The sequence below is a fragment of the Streptomyces cylindrosporus genome, from assembly GCF_022698165.1.
Lineage (GTDB): Bacteria > Actinomycetota > Actinomycetes > Streptomycetales > Streptomycetaceae > Streptomyces > Streptomyces cylindrosporus.
In genome coordinates, this window is the sequence record NZ_JALDAY010000017.1 from 19154 (window position 1) to 33716 (window position 14563).

Annotated in this window: 14 protein-coding genes; 5 read left to right on the top strand and 9 right to left on the bottom strand. The window is 71.7% G+C overall.

The features are described from left to right. Positions 1-84 precede the first annotated feature (84 nt). The 3 genes from MQP27_RS43465 (at position 85) to MQP27_RS43475 (ending at position 2823) form a co-directional block, all read left to right on the top strand. Positions 85-1209, top strand: a complete 1125-nt coding sequence (locus MQP27_RS43465; RefSeq protein ID WP_242776045.1) for an acyl-CoA dehydrogenase family protein — start codon at positions 85-87, stop codon at positions 1207-1209. Between the two features lie 83 nt (positions 1210-1292). Further along, positions 1293-2057 carry an SDR family NAD(P)-dependent oxidoreductase gene (locus MQP27_RS43470; protein WP_242776048.1) on the top strand — a complete coding sequence of 255 codons (765 nt, stop codon included), beginning with the start codon at positions 1293-1295 and terminating at the stop codon, positions 2055-2057. Positions 2058-2064: 7 nt separating this feature from the next. Beyond that, entirely contained in the window at positions 2065-2823 is a 759-nt protein-coding gene (locus MQP27_RS43475; RefSeq protein ID WP_242776051.1) for an SDR family NAD(P)-dependent oxidoreductase, read from the top strand. 67 nt (positions 2824-2890) lie between these two features. Here MQP27_RS43475 and MQP27_RS43480 read toward each other — a convergent pair whose 3' ends face one another. The 3 genes from MQP27_RS43480 to MQP27_RS43490 are packed head-to-tail and all read right to left on the bottom strand — an operon-like array spanning position 2891 to position 5356. Next, on the bottom strand, positions 2891-3628 hold the full coding sequence (locus tag MQP27_RS43480) for a hypothetical protein (RefSeq protein ID WP_242776053.1): 738 nt from the start codon (positions 3626-3628) through the stop codon (positions 2891-2893). Positions 3629-3659: 31 nt separating this feature from the next. Next, a complete protein-coding gene (locus MQP27_RS43485) occupies positions 3660-4181 on the bottom strand; it encodes a flavin reductase family protein (protein ID WP_242776056.1) in 522 nt (173 codons plus the stop codon). Next, the gene (locus MQP27_RS43490; RefSeq protein WP_242776059.1) at positions 4178-5356 is read right to left on the bottom strand and encodes an acyl-CoA dehydrogenase family protein; all 1179 of its coding nucleotides are present in this window, start codon (positions 5354-5356) and stop codon (positions 4178-4180) included. The genes MQP27_RS43485 and MQP27_RS43490 overlap by 4 nt, the downstream gene beginning before the upstream one ends. A 217-nt stretch (positions 5357-5573) precedes the next feature. On the opposite strand from MQP27_RS43490, the gene MQP27_RS43495 reads away from it, so the two are divergent. Further along, positions 5574-6614 carry an LLM class F420-dependent oxidoreductase gene (locus MQP27_RS43495; protein WP_242776061.1) on the top strand — a complete coding sequence of 347 codons (1041 nt, stop codon included), beginning with the start codon at positions 5574-5576 and terminating at the stop codon, positions 6612-6614. An 18-nt stretch (positions 6615-6632) separates the two neighbouring features. On the opposite strand, the gene MQP27_RS43500 is transcribed toward MQP27_RS43495, so the two are convergent. The 5 genes from MQP27_RS43500 to MQP27_RS43520 all read right to left on the bottom strand — a co-directional run bounded on the left by MQP27_RS43500 (position 6633) and on the right by MQP27_RS43520 (position 11950). Beyond that, complete coding sequence (locus tag MQP27_RS43500) at positions 6633-7241, bottom strand: GTP-binding protein (protein WP_242776064.1); 609 nt, start codon at positions 7239-7241, stop codon at positions 6633-6635. Then, positions 7222-7596, bottom strand: coding sequence for a DUF742 domain-containing protein (locus MQP27_RS43505; RefSeq protein ID WP_242776067.1), 375 nt, complete (start codon positions 7594-7596; stop codon positions 7222-7224). The genes MQP27_RS43500 and MQP27_RS43505 overlap by 20 nt, the downstream gene beginning before the upstream one ends. Then, complete coding sequence (locus tag MQP27_RS43510) at positions 7593-8030, bottom strand: roadblock/LC7 domain-containing protein (protein WP_242776070.1); 438 nt, start codon at positions 8028-8030, stop codon at positions 7593-7595. Before MQP27_RS43510 ends, MQP27_RS43505 begins: the two co-directional genes overlap by 4 nt. Next, positions 8027-10813: a sensor histidine kinase gene (locus MQP27_RS43515; RefSeq protein WP_242776074.1), complete on the bottom strand. Its 2787-nt coding sequence runs from the start codon at positions 10811-10813 to the stop codon at positions 8027-8029. The genes MQP27_RS43510 and MQP27_RS43515 overlap by 4 nt, the downstream gene beginning before the upstream one ends. Before the next feature lie 312 nt (positions 10814-11125). Next, complete coding sequence (locus MQP27_RS43520; protein WP_242776078.1) at positions 11126-11950, bottom strand: SDR family oxidoreductase; 825 nt, start codon at positions 11948-11950, stop codon at positions 11126-11128. 248 nt (positions 11951-12198) lie between these two features. On the opposite strand from MQP27_RS43520, the gene MQP27_RS43525 reads away from it, so the two are divergent. Continuing rightward, positions 12199-12900 (top strand): TetR/AcrR family transcriptional regulator, encoded by a 702-nt coding sequence (locus tag MQP27_RS43525; RefSeq protein WP_242776081.1) that lies wholly within the window; start codon positions 12199-12201, stop codon positions 12898-12900. A gap of 52 nt (positions 12901-12952) precedes the next feature. Here the strand turns inward: MQP27_RS43525 and MQP27_RS43530 are convergent, their stop codons facing one another. Further along, positions 12953-14263 (bottom strand): DUF3500 domain-containing protein, encoded by a 1311-nt coding sequence (locus tag MQP27_RS43530; protein WP_242776084.1) that lies wholly within the window; start codon positions 14261-14263, stop codon positions 12953-12955. Positions 14264-14563 lie beyond the last annotated feature (300 nt).

Here is a 14563-nt window from a genome sequence, read left to right on the forward strand (position 1 = left end):
TTAAATGGGCTGGCGGCCGATAAAGGATCGGCCATATCGCGTCTGCTTCTCGACCTCACCGGTAAAAGAGGATACCTTGCTAGGGTGAACTTCGACCTCAGCGAGGAGCAGGACATGCTGCGCGAGGCCTCGCGCGACCTGCTGTCGGACCGGGCCCCGATCGAGCACGTACGGGCGTGGGCGGACCGTGACGAGGACGTCGATCCCGAGGTGTGGCGGCTGACCGCCGACCTCGGCTGGCCCGGTCTGGGTCTGCCCGAGGAGTACGGCGGCGCGGGGCAGGGCCTGGTGGAACTGGCGCTCGTCGCCGAGGAGATCGGGCGGGCGCTCGGGCGGGGCCCGTTCGCGCCCACCGGGATCGTCGGCCGGGCGCTTGCCGCGGCGGGCCCGCCCGAACTGCGGGCCGAGGTGCTGCCGGGGCTGGCCGCCGGATCGGACTGGGCCGCCTGGGCCTTCGCCGAACCGCGCGCCCCGTGGTCGCTCGACGGCATCCGTGCCACCGCCCGGACCGACGGGGACGCGATCGTCCTCGACGGGGTCAAGACGACCGTGCAGGACGCCGGCGGCGCCCGCTGGCTCCTGACCACCGCACTTCACGACGGGGTCCCGGCGTCGTTCCTCGTCGACCGGGCGGCCCCCGGGGTCACCGTGCGCAGGCAGCAGGTCCTGGACCTGACCCGCTCGTTCCACGAGGTCCGGTTCAAGGGCGTACGGATCCCGCGCACGCGTCGCCTGGGCGGAGGGCCCGCGGAGATCCAGCGGTGCCTCGACGAGGCCTCGGTGCTGCGGTGCGCCGACGCGCTCGGGGTGATGGAGCGCATGCTGGAGCTCACCGTCGAACACACCACGTCCCGCGTGCAGTTCGGGCGGCCCATCGGCACGTTCCAGGCCGTCAAGCACGCCTGCGCCGACATGGCGCTGCTGGTGCACGGTGCGCGAGCCGCCACGGCGTACGCCGCGATGGCCGTCGACGCGGACGCGGAGGACGCCGAGCGGGCCGTCTGCGCCGCGGCCTCCTACGTCGCGTCCGGGGCCCCCGAAACAGCCGCCCGCGCGCTCCAGTTGCACGGCGGCATCGGCTTCACCTGGGAGCACGACCTCCACCTCCACCTGCGCCGCGCACGGGCCGACAGCGTGCTGCACGGCGACGCGGCCGTACACCGCGACCGCCTGTGCGGGCTGCTGCGCGGGCCTTCCGCGAAGGCATGAGGGCTCGCTCGCGGCCCCGCGTCGGCGATCGATCCGACCCGAGCGAACGATCCGCCCCGAGCTGACGATCCGAAAGGTTCCCGATGGAGATCAAGGGCAAGAAGGCCGTGGTGTTCGGCGGCGCCTCCGGCATGGGCCGGGCCACCGCCGAGCTGCTCGCGGCCCGCGGCGCCGAGGTCGCCGTACTCGATCGTCCGGCGTCGGCGGGAGCCGAGGTCGCCGCCGTGTTCGGGGGGAGCTTCCATCCCGTCGACGTGACGGAGTTCGAAGCGACGGAGAACGCGCTGGCCGAGGCCGTGGACGCGCTCGGCGGACTGCACGTGTCGGTGACCACGGCGGGCGGCGGCAGCGTACGCCGCACGCTCGGCAAGGACGGCCCGCACGACCTGGAGACCTTCCGCCGGGTGCTCGACCTCAACGCCGTGGCGACCTTCAACATCAGCCGTCTCGCCGCCGCCCACATGAGCCGCAACGAACCCGAGGACCCCGACGGTGAACGCGGTGTCATCGTCAACACGTCCTCGATCGCCGCCTTCGAGGGGCAGATCGGGCAGGTCGCCTACTCGGCGGCCAAGGCGGCCATCGCCGGGATGAGCCTCACCATGGCCCGCGACCTCGGCTCGCTCGGCATCCGCGTGGTCGCCATCGCGCCGAGCCTGTTCGAGACGGGCGCCACCGAGAAGATCCCCGCCGAGACGCGGGCCGCGCTGGTGAAGGACGCCGCGTTCCCGCGGCGGCTCGGCCGGCCCGAGGAGTACGCGAGGCTCGCCCTGGCCGTCGTCGACAACCCGATGCTGAACGGCCAGTGCCTGCGCCTGGACGCGGGCCAGCGGTTCGGGCCCAGGTGAGGTACTGATGGCGGACGACACGGAACACCGGGGCAGGGTCGCGCTCGTCACCGGAGGCGGGCGGGGCTTCGGCAAGGCCTTCGGCCAGGCGCTGTCGGCACTCGGCGCGCATGTCGTGCTCGCCGACGTCGACGGCGAGGTCGCGGCGGAGGCGGCGGCGGAGATCACCGCAAAGGGCGGGAAGGCGACGGGGGTCGCCTGCGACGTGGCCGACGAGGGCCAGGTCGACGCCGTCGTGACCGGGATCGTCGAACAGCACGGCGGACTCGACGTCCTGGTCAACAACGCCGGCCTGCACGCCGCCTACAACAGGCCGTTCACCGAGCTCGGCCTGGCCAACGTGCGGCGGGTGCTCGACGTCAACGTCATGGGCGTCATCATCTGCTCGCTCGCCGCCCGGGAGGCCATGCGGGGCCGCCCCGGCGCCTCCATCGTCAACATCTCGTCCTCGGCGGCGTACGCGAACCGCAGCATCTACGGCGTGTCCAAGCTCGCGGTACGGGGGCTGACGGTGGCCCTCGCGCGGGAGTTCGCGGACGCCGGAATCCGGGTCAACGCGATCGCGCCGGGCCTCATCCTCACCGACACGGTGCGTGCGCAGCTGTCCGAGGCCGAGGCGGAACGTGTCCTCGGTGAGCAGATCCTGCGTCGGGCGGGGCGGGAGCAGGACATCGTCGAGGCGCTGCTGTACCTGGTCTCGTCGAAGGCGTCCTTCGTCACGGGCGAGACCCTGCGGGTGACGGGCGGGTTCGCGCTCTCGGTGTGAAACACATACGACGGTGGCCGTGACCTCTTGGCGAGGTCACGGCCACCGTCGTATGCGCCGCGGAAGGTCAGACGGTCGCGGGCGCGGCCTCCGCCTGCTCGGTCGGCTCCTGCTCCTCCGACTTGATCGCCTTGAGCAGCACATAGGGAGTGGCGATCTTCCACACGAAGTAGGTCAGCGAGGGGATGACGTTGGCGAGCAGGCCGTTCCAGGCGAACGGGCCGCTGTGGACGACGAAGACGAACGCTCCCGGGATGAGCAGCACGCCCAGCACGATGCTCAGCCAGCCGTACCACCTGGGGAACACCTGCTTCTCGCGGTGGTCGATGAACGCCGTGTAGCCGATCGACCAGACCTGGAGGACGAAGATGCACGCGTTGCCGACCAGCATGAGGTTGAAGGTGTCGGTCATCGCGGACAGCACGTCGGGCGAGTGGATCTCCGGCCGGTACGCGGCGGCGGAGAGGATGGCGAGGGGGAAGAAGAAGCCCAGCGGGGCGACGACACCGGTGGTCAGCTGGATCATGGACAGCAGTCCCCAGCCGCCCTCGACGCGCTTCATCTGAAGACTCGTCACGACGACGTAGGGGTACTCGAAGGGCACGGCCAGCACCATGATCACGGTGCACCACAGGATCCCTGTGCGGTGGTCGTGCAGGAAGGCGACGAGGTCCGTGGCACTCATGTCCGGATCCACCGGGGTGAGCAGGTGGCCCGCGCCGAAGGCGGCGATGAAGCCCACCAGCAGGACGACTCCGCACCACGCGGAGATGCGCTCGAGTCTTATGTAGCGGTCTTTGCTCACTGCGGCTCCCTATCTTTCCGCCGGCCGGTGTCTACCGGCCGATCTCGTGCCAGCCCACGAGGCTGTCGAGCAGCAGTCCCGCGCTCGACAGGTAGTCGCCGTAGCCGCCCCGGAAGAACAGCAGCGGGGTCTTCGGCGATTCGACGCGCAGGTCCTGGACCCGCCCGACGACCAACAGGTGATCGCCGATCTCGACGACCTGCTCGACCGTGCAGTCGACCCAGGCGACGATCCCGTCCAGCACGGGATTGCCCAGGTCGGACGCCTGCCAGGTGATGTCCGCGAACCGCTCCTTCGCCGGGCCCGCCATCCGCCTGGACAGCCGTTCCTGGTTGCCGGCGAGCGCGTTGGCGCAGAACCGGCCCGCCGCCGTGATGGTCGGCAGCGTCGAGGAGGAGCGGTCGGCGAGGAAGGACACCAGGGGCGGGTCCAGCGAGACGGAGGTGAAGGTGCCGACGATCATGCCCTGCGGCCGGCCCTCGGTGTCCGTGGTGGTGATCGCGACGACGCTCGTGGGGAAGTTGCCGAGCACGTCGCGGAACTGCCGGCTCATATCACGGCGCGCATCGACTCGGGCACCTCAAGTCCCATCTTGGCCAGGACGTTGGCGTGATAGGCGGTGCCGGGCACGTGGATCATGTGCTGGAGCCCGACGTGGGCGTCCCGCCAGTACCGCTGGATCGGGTTGGAGCGGCGGATCGCGTTGCCGCCGGAGCGGGCGAAGATCTCGTCCAGCGCGGAGACGGCACGCCAGGCACAGCGGACCTGGTTGCGCCGTACGTCGGCGCGGTCCTCGATGGTGACCGGCTTGCCGGCCTCCACCTTGTCGTACAGCCGGCTGATGCCGTCGATGAGCTGGACGCGCGAGGCGGCGATCTCGGCGGCCGCCTCGCCCGCGGCGTAGAGGACGTACGGGTCGTCGCGGACCTGGACGCCGGTGACGGCGACGCGGTCCTTCTGCTGGGCGAGGTGGACGGCGAGGGCGCCCTCGCAGATGCCGATGACCGCGGCGGTGATGCCGAGCGGGAACATGGAGGTGAACGGCAGCCGGTAGAGCGTGTCGAGCCCGGCCGCTCCCGCCGCGGCCCCGTCCTGGACGGCCTCCTGACGGATCGTGCGGTACTCGGGGACGAACGCCTTGTCGACGACGACGTCCTTGCTGCCGGTGCCCGCGAGGCCCACGACGTCCCAGGTGCCGTCGATGATCTCGTAGTCGTCACGAGGCAGCACGACGTGCATCACGGTGATGGGCCCGGCGGGCCTGCCCTTGCCGTCTCCGAGGAGGGCGCCCAGGAAGTCCCAGCGGCAGTGGTCGCTGCCGGAGGAGAACGGCCAGCGTCCGCTGAGGACGTAGCCGCCGTCCACCGGGTCGGCGACGCCGTTGGGCATGTAGGGCGAGGCGATCCAGGTGTCCGGGTCCTCGTCCCACACCTCGTGGGCGAGGCGCGGGTCCATCTGGGCCAGCTCCCAGGGGTGCACGCCGACCACACCGCACACCCAGCCGGCGGCGCCGTCGTGCCGGGCGACCGCCATCACCGCTTCGGCGAAGTCCCGGGGGTGGGCGCCGAAGCCGCCGAACTCCTTGGGCTGCAGGAGCCGTATGACACCCGCGGAACGGAGCAGTTCGACGGTCCGGTCGCTCAGCTTGCCGAGTGACTCGTTCTCGTCGGCGAGCCCGGCCAGTTCGGCACCCAGTTCCTCGACACGGCCGACCACTTCATGCGTCACTCCGCACACCTCCCGGTCACTGTTCCCACGCTGTGCCGCACGTCGCCGGCGGCCAGACGGCCTCAGTGTCGGGGCGTACGAGGGGCCCTCGCCGAGCGCTTTCCGCTGACCGGGACTGAGCGAGGGCCGCGAGGGCATCCCTGCCAATCCGCGACCAATAGAGTGTACTTTATTGCCACTATGTTGACGCTATCGCGGCGAGAAGGGTGGGGTCTGGATGCGAATCGGTATGCCCTTGAGCTACAGCGGCGGCTTCAAGGATGCCGTCGCCGAACTCGGTGACTACGAGAAGGCCGGGCTGGACATCGTCTTCGTGCCGGAGGCGTACTCCTTCGACGCGATCAGTCAGCTCGGGTTCATCGCGGCGCGCACCGAGCGGCTGGAGATCGCCTCCGGGATCCTGCAGATCTACACCCGCACGCCCACGCTGACCGCGATGACGGCGGCCGGGCTCGACCATGTCTCCGACGGCCGGTTCACGCTGGGCATCGGCGCCTCCGGGCCGCAGGTGATCGAGGGCTTCCACGGGCAGCCGTACACCGCTCCGCTGGCCCGGACCCGCGAGATCGTGGAGATCTGCCGGTCGGTGTGGCGCCGGGAGAAGGTCGTGCACGAGGGCCGCCACTACCGGATCCCGCTGCCGCCCGGGGAGGGCACGGGGCTCGGCCGGCCGCTCCGGCTGATCAACCACCCGGTGCGCGAACGCATCCCGGTCGTCCTGGCCGCCATCGGGCCGAAGAACGTGGCGCTGGCCGCCGAGATCGCCGAGGGCTGGATGCCGATGTTCTTCCACCCCGAGCGGGCGGCCGAGGTGTGGGGCCCGGCGCTGGCCGAGGGCTCGGCCCGGCGGGACCCCGCGCTCGGCGCCCTGGACGTGGTGGTCTCGCCGCCGCTGGCCATCGGCGAGGACGCCGACGACCTGATCGACCTGACCCGGCCCCAACTCGCCCTGTACATCGGCGGGATGGGGGCGCGCGGCCACAACTTCTACAACGACCTCGCCCGCCGTTACGGCTACGAGTCCGCCGCTGCCACCATCCAGGACCTGTACCTCTCCGGCCGCAAGGACGAGGCCGCGGCCGCCGTGCCCGCCGACCTGCTGCGGGCGATCTCGCTGGTCGGGCCCGCCTCCCACGTCGCCGAACGGGTCGCGGCCTTCCGCGCCGCCGGGGTCACCACCCTCCAGGTCCGCCCGCTGGCCCCCACCACGGCCCGGCGGCTGGCCGACGTCGAACGGCTCAGGGCGATGGTGTCCTGAACCGTCCCCTCCGCGCGGTCACCAGGTCGCCGAGGCCTCGACCGCCAGCCCCCGCATGACGTGTTCGAGCAGCGCCAGCACCACCGACTTCACCGACTCCCGGTCGCGGGCGTCGCAGAGCACCAGCGGTACGTCCGGGCCGAGGTCGAGCGCCGCGCGGATCTCGTCCTCGTCCTCCTCGCAGCGGCCGTCGAAGCAGTTGACGCCGATGGCGAAGGGGATCCCGCGGTGCTCGAAGAAGTCGACGGACGGGAAGCAGCTCTCCAGCCGCCGGGTGTCCGCCAGGACGACCGCGCCGAGCGCCCCGCGCGAGAGGTCGTCCCACATGAACCAGAAGCGGTCCTGGCCGGGGGCGCCGAAGAGGTAGACGATCAGGGCCGGGCTGAGGGTGATCCGGCCGAAGTCCATGGCGACCGTGGTCGTGGTCTTGCGCTCCACGCCGGCCAGGTCGTCGATGCCGACGCTGGCCTCGGTGATGAGCTCCTCGGTGCGCAGGGGCTCCGTCTCGCTGATCGCGCCGACCAGGGTGGTCTTGCCGACCCCGAAGCCGCCGGCGACGAGGATCTTGGCCGTGGCCGCGTCGGGCGCGAGCGCGGTGCGGCCGGGGTCAGAGTCTGCGTATGCCATCGATCACTGCCTGGATGAAACGGGCGTCGGTGGAACCGACCGCGGAGGGCGGGGAGACGGAGACGAGCTGATGGTCCAGGAGGTCGTCGAGGAGGACCCGGACGACCGCGACGGGCAGGTCGAGCCGGGCGGCGACCTCCACCAGTGCGGTCGGGGTGCGGCACAGGGCGAGCAGGCGGTTCTGCTCCGGTTGCAGCCGCTGGTCGCGGGTCGGCGGCCGGACGGTGCTGATCAGTGAGATCAGTTCGAGGCCGGGGCGGGCGGACGAGGTCCGGCCGCGCGTGACGGTGTACGGGCGGACGAGCGGACCGGGGTCGTCGTCCGCCCAGGGGTCTTCCTCCGACCAGTGCCTCATTCATGCTCACCCGCGAAGGCCGCGCCGTCGTAGTCGGGGAACCGTGGGGCGGCGCTGAGGAACTGGCCGACCTGGCGCACCAGCATGGTCATCTCGTAGCCGACGTTGCCGACGTCCACCGCGGAGGTGGCCAGCACGGCGAGCCGGGCGCCGCCGCCCGCGGTGGTGACGAAGAGGAAGAGGTCGTCCATCTCGATGACGGTCTGCTGCACCCGTCCCCCGCCGAAGTGCCTGCTGGTGCCCTGCGCCAGCGAGTGCACACCCGAGGCGATGGCGGCGAGCTGCTCGGCGTCGGCCCGTTCAAGGTCCGCGGAGCCGCCGACGAGCAGGCCGTCCTCCGACAGGACGATCGCGTGCAGCGTCTCCGGGATCCGTTCGATCAGGCTGTCCAGAAGCCAGGCCAGTCCGCCGTGCGTGGTGTTGGTCGCTGTCATGGGGTGTTCCTTGTCGGGCGGTTACGGGTGGGCAGCGGACGCCGCTCGGACGGGGCCGAGGGCCAGACGGGTGCGGGGACTTCCTCCTGGGCCCGGGCCCGGCGGGTGCCGTCCCGCAGGGCGGCGAGCATCGAGCGCGCCTGCTCGGGCCGGCGCTCGGGGGCGGGCCGCCCGGCCTCCGAGCCACCGTCCGGATCCCGGGGCCGCTCCCTGAGCTGCGGCGCGAGGCTCGCCTGCCGCACCCGGCGCGGGAGACGGCTGGGGCGAGCACCACCAGGGGCGGCTGGACGCCCGGCCGGGTCGGTGGACGCGTACTCCCGGACCGACGGTGTGGCCGGGAACCGGCCGTCGGCCATGAAGGCGCCGCCGGGAGCCGCGGGGGCGGGGCCGCCGGGCGTGGGCATGCCGTGACGGACCGACGATGCGGCATCGGGGCGATCGAAGCCGCGCACGCCCTGGTGAACCGGCGACGTGGCGTCGGCGCCACCGAGCGTCCGCGTGCCCTCGTGAACGGGCGATGGGGTGCCGGGGCCGCCGAGCGTCCGCGTGCCCTCGTGAACAGGCGGTGCGGGTACGGCGTCGCGGACTCGGCGTGCGGCGGTGGCGCGGTCGCCGGGTGCGGTGCCTTGGCGGGCGGGTGGGCCGGAGGAAGCGGGGCCGTCGGCCACGCCGGTCGGCGTCGGGGCGGAAGTGGGTTCCCAGTCGGTGGGCACGGGCTGCGGGCGTCCCGTGGTGCGGGTGCGTCTCGGCAAGCCGCCGGTCGTCGCGGACACGTCGTCCGACGGGTCGGTGACCGACGCCAGATGGCGTTCCGCCCGGGGGTCCAGCGGCTCCATCGTCTCGGCGGCCGGCTCGGTCAGCGCGTGCGGGAGCACGACGACGGCCAGCGTTCCGCCGTACGACGAGGCCTGCAGCCCGGCCGTGATCGCGTGCCGATGGGCGAGGTGGCCGACGGTGAACAGGCCCAGGCGCGGGTCCTGGCCGAGCGCGGTGAAGCTGAAGTCCTTGGGTTCGTGCAGCAGTTCGTTGGCCGCCTCGTACTCCTCGGCCGACAGGCCCAGGCCCCGGTCCTCCACCTCGACGGCGTACCCCTGCGCCACCGGCAGCGCCCGGACCCGCACTTCGGTGTGCGGGGGCGAGAAGGTGACGCCGTTCTCGATGAGTTCGGCCATCAGGTGGATCACGTCGCCGACCGCAGGCGCCGCCACCGCGACCGGCGGCATCGGCTCGACCACGACCCGGGCGTAACCCTCGATCTCGGAGACCGCGCTGCGCAGGACGTCCCCGAGGGGCACCGCCTGCTTCCAGCGCCGCCGCGGCGGTGCGCCGGACAGCACGGTCAGGCTCTCGGCGTTGCGGCGCATCCGCGTGGCGAGGTGGTCGACGCGGTACAGGTCGGCCAGCTGCTGCGGGTTCTGCTCCTTGCGCTCCATGCCGTCGATGACCGTGAGCTGACGGTGCACCAGGATCTGGATGCGCCGGGACATGTTGTGGAACACCAGGCGGGCGCCCTCGCGCAGCGAGGCCTGTTCCAGTGCGACGCTCACCGCGGTCCGCTGGGCGCTGTTGAAGGCCTCGGCGACCTTGCCCAACTCGTCGGTGCCGTAGTCGAGTTCGGGCAGCTCGCCGATGTCGGCGCGGCTGCCCTCGGTGCGCAGCCTGGTGATGAGTTCGGGCAGCCGGTCCTGGGCGAGTTCGAGCGTCTGGGCGCGCAGGCCCGCCATGCGGCCGATGAGCGAGCGGGTGATGCGCCAGGACATGAAGCCGACCGCGAGGACCGCGACCAGGGCGAGGGCGCTGCCGCCCAGCACCCGGGCGAGCAGCTCGTCGGTCCGCGCCTCGGCCTCCTCGGTGACCTTGGGCAGATACCGGCCCTGCACGCTCTGCACCGCGTCGGACACACGCCCTGGCGCGGCTGCCCGTTCGGTGGCGGCACGTGGGACGTCGACGGTGCCGTCCGTCGCCACGGCCGCCTCGGCCACCGCCTTCTCGGCGGCCGTCATGGCGGCCCAGTCCGGTCCGCCCATGGCCTTGTCCAGCGCCGTCCGCAGGTCCGAGGGCAGGTAGGGCACCACCTCGTTGGCGAAGACGGAGCCCCGGACGGCGGCCGCGGCCGACAGGTCCGTGCGTTCGCGGACACTCAACCGCCCGGTGGCGACGGCGCCGTCGAGGATCGTCCCTTCCTGCGAGAGCGCCTCCGTCCCGCGCATGAACGCCAGCGCGTGGGCGGCGTCGGACGCGGTGGCCGCGTTGCCGTTGTCGGAGCTGAGCGTGCCGAAGAGGTTCAGCGCGGAGGCCACGGCGTCGGAGTAGACGTCGTAGGCGCGCTGACGGGTGGTCTTCCCCTTGTCGACGGCGGTGCGCTCGGCGGTCAGCGCGGTGAGCTGCTTGCGCACGACCTTCAACTGGGCCCGGTACTGCGCCGATCCCTGGCCGGCCGCGGCGGCGTCCGCCTTGTGGAAGGCGGCGAGTACGGCGTCGGTCCGGCGCCGCTGCGCCTCCAGCGCGTCGTCACCGCCCGGTGCGGACAGCCGGCGGATCGTCAGCCGTCGCTCCTCCTGGAAGGCGCTGACACCGGGGATCAGGGCGTAGGTCGTCCTCGCCGCGTCGCCCTCGTTCGACGCCTTGTGCCACTGGTCGAGCTGGAGAGCCGAACCGCTGGCCCACAGCAGGGCCATGCCGGCCGCCGGGACCACCGCGAGGGCGATGAGGGAGGCCCGGATGCTGCGGCCGCGACCGGCGTTCGACCTGGTCCGCGCGGCTCCGACCCGGTGTCGGCTCACCTCGCCCACCCGCGTCGAAGGGTACGGCCGAGGGCATGAACGGGCGCGATGAACGGGGGCACCGGGGTGTTTCCTTTCGGGGTGGCGCGTGGCACGGCGAAGCGTCCGGGCATGCGGGAACGCGCCAGGAAGAGCTGGGGATGTGACAGACGGTTAGGTACTAAACCGAGCCCTGTGACCCCGGTCAAGAGATCGCGTAAGCGGACCGACCCCTTCGATTAGGACGATCAGTCCACTACGCGCGTAGAACCCCTGATGGCATCAAACCGGAGGCTTTCAATGTGAACTAGATCACACGCACCGGAGAGGGCGTCACTCGTCCCGGACGGCGGCGTACAGGCCGCCGTCGACGACGATGTCGACACCGCTCACGAAACTCGCCTCGTCCGACAGCAGGAACGCGACGACGGCCGCGACCTCCTCGTACCGGCCGACACGGCCCAGCGGTGTGCGCCCGATGAGCTGCTGCACCGACGGGTTCCGGGCCGCCTCCAGCCGGATCTGCGGGGTGTCGATGGCGCCGGGCGACACCGAGCAGGCGCGGGCGCCCGCCGGACCGAGCCGCACCGCCTCGGCGCGGGCGAAGCGGTGCACGCCGTAGGTGGCCCACGGGTAGGCCCACGCCGGGTCCTCCAGGGCGGGGCCGATCGCCTCGCGGATCCGGTCGACGAAGTCCTCCTCCGCCGGTCCGTCCAGGACGGCCGCGACCTCCGGGTCGGGGTCGATGTGGGCGATCAGGGGCGACACCGAGGCGCAGTACACGAAGGCGGTGCCGGCCGTGGCCAGCGGGCGCAGCGCCTCGGCGAGCAGGACGGTGCCGACGAAGTCGACCTCGATGATCCCGCGCCAGTCGGCGTCCTCGGGCTCCACGTTGTCGGCGTGCGCGACGGCGCGCAGCGTGCCGAGGCCGGCGACCCGGTCGGCCAGGCGCGCGAGGTCCTCCCGGTCGGTGACGTCCATGCCGAACGGCTCGGCGACGGCTCTGCGGCCGGAGCCGGTCAGGTCCTTGGCGAGCGCGGCGACCGCCGCCTCGTTCCGGTCGGCGAGCAGGAGCACGTCCACCAGGTCGGCCAGGCGCCGCGCGCATGCCTCCCCGGTCCCGCGACCGGCACCGGTGGCGATCCCTACCGTGGTCATGCGCCGCTCCTCACTCGAGACACCCGTGGCAGGAAGAGTGTCTCGCGACTGTCGGTGTCCGGACCCCTGTTCGCACGGGCAGCGCGCCCATGTCCCGCCCGGTCATCATCCTTTAACGTACCGTTGGGTCCAGCAAACCAGGTGACGTTCCCGGAGACCGCTTCCCCCGGATGTGCGCAAGCCGTCCGACGCGGTGCCGGGAGTCGGTTTCCGTCGATAGCTCGTCACAGCGAGCGGGGAGAGGACCCATGCCACGACCGCCGGGCCACGGACCGGGCTTCGAGGTCAGACGACAGAAGATCATCGACGTCGCGGCGGAGCTGTTCGCCAGGCAGGGGTACGCCGCGACGTCCATCAACGACCTGGGCCGCGCGGTCGGTCTCGCCAAGGGAGCCCTGTACTACTACATCGGCTCCAAGGAGAACCTCCTCGTCGAGATCCAGGGGCGGGTGATGGGCCCGCTGCTGACCCGTACCCGGCAGATCACGGAGCTCGACGCGGATCCGCTGCTGCGGCTGCGGCTGCTGTCGGAGTCGCTGCTGACGATCATCTTCCGTCGGCTGGACCACATCTGGGTCTACGAGCACGACTACCGCAGCCTGAGCGGGCCCGAGCTGAAGACGCTGCTGGGCCAGCGCTCCGACTTCGAGCAGCTGATCTCCGACCTGCTCGCGGAGGCCGTCGACCAGGGCACGTTCCGTGCGCTGCCGCCCCGGCTGGCCACGCTGCAGTTCCTCAACCTCCACAACCACACCTACCAGTGGGTCAAACCGGACGGGCAGTGGGACGCGGCGTTTCTGGCCCGGGAGTACTGCACGACCCTGTTCCGCGGATTCGGCGCGCCCGAGCACGCGCTGCCCAAGGTCGAGGAGCAGGCGGAGGAGTTCAAGCGGGACCGCCCCGAGCTGCCGCTGGACCCCGAGGCGGAGTGGGGGTCCGCGGCCGGCTGACGGCACACGGCCCGGACGCACCTGCGCGTCCGGGCCGTACCCGATGCGGGTGTCAGCGGTGGTGCGGCGACGTCAGGTAGTGCTGCCGCAGCAGCTCGCTGCCGTAGTCGTTGCCGTTCGGGGTGCGGACGACGGAGTGGATGTGCAGCTGGCTCGGGCCGTCGGCCCGGGTCTTGCCGTACGCGCCGCCCAGCGGGCCGGCCGCCTGGCAGTCGACCTCGATCCACACGACGGGGCTGTGCACCCGCAGGTAGAAGGGGTCGTCGTCGCCGGTGCCGCCGATCCAGGCGGCATACGTGTCGTCCAGGTGGGCGCGGATCTCGGCCATACGCGCCCTCGCGACGTCCGCCTTCGCGCGGTCCACGAACGCCTCGGCGACCGCGAGGAGCTTCTTCCGCTGCGCCGCGGTCAGCGCGGTCGCGCGGATGCCGGCGTACGCCTCGACCGCGTTGTCGGCGAAGGCGCCCGCCTTCATGTCCTCGTCCGCCTTGGTGGCCGAGACGATCGCGGTCTGCTGCTGGGCGGCGGTGAGCGACTGGATGAACGCCAGGCTCGCCGCGACCTCCTCCTGGCAGACCGAGACGGTCTCGCCGTCAATCTCCATCGAGGTGGGCTCGGAGCCCCAGAAGCAGGGGCTCATCACGACCTGGTCGCCGAGCACGAAGTAGTTGACGACCAGGTGGTGTCCGTCGAGCTGGAAGCCCCAGGGCTCGGTCGTGGACGGGGTGCCCATCACGGTCCAGTAGAAGAGCACGTCGTTGAAGTCGTCGCTCTTGCCGAGGAGTTCACCGGCGGCGTTGTTGATACGGCGGATCTTCTCGGTGGTCTCCAGCCCGTCGGCGCTCAGCGCGGCCTTCAACAGGGCCGTACCGAGCACGTTCTGATCAGCCGTCAGATCGGCGAAGGAGACGCCCTTGCGGGGGAACTCCCCCGGGTCGAGGTTGCTCCACGTCCGCCACTCGGTGGAGCGCAGGGTGAACTGCGTCGCCGTCTTCTGGGTGTCGGTGAGGCCGGCCAGGAACGCGTTCGCGGCCGCGACGACCGGGGCGGTGTCGACGCCCTGGGAGTGGATCGTGAACAGGTCGTCGAGCCGGCGGCCGTCGGTGGTCAGGCCGAAGAAGTCCTCCGTGATGGTCTGCGCACCCGGCCCGCCACCACCGGGCGCGCGAGTGGGGCTCGCGCTCGGGGAGGGGCTCGCGCTGTCGGTGGGCGTGGCGGAGGGGGTGGAGCCGTCGTCGGCGAAGGCCAGCGCGCCCGCGCCGCCCATGGCGGTGAACGCCGTGGCGCCCCCGGCCAGGAACACCCGGCGCATGAAGCCGCGCCGATCCGCCTCTCTGTTTCCGTTCGTCTCGCTGTCGGCCATCCTGTCGTACCTCGCAATTCTCGATGACGGACGGTTCATGTCAGCGGCTGCGGACGACTGTGGCCGACAAAAATGAGAGACCCATGAATCGCCGCCGGTGCGGTGAGATGTGAGGCCGAAAATCTTGCGGTCACTTTGTGCTGTCCGCCCGAATGAACCGATTCTTTGGACTTCCTGTGTTTCTGTGGGATTCCTCGGCGTCTTCGCGCGGTACGGGGCTGCCCCGCAGGTGGGGGCCAGTGTCGTCAACCTGCGCAACCATAGATCCCGCACCGCCGTCGTTGACCGCCCGGCACACCG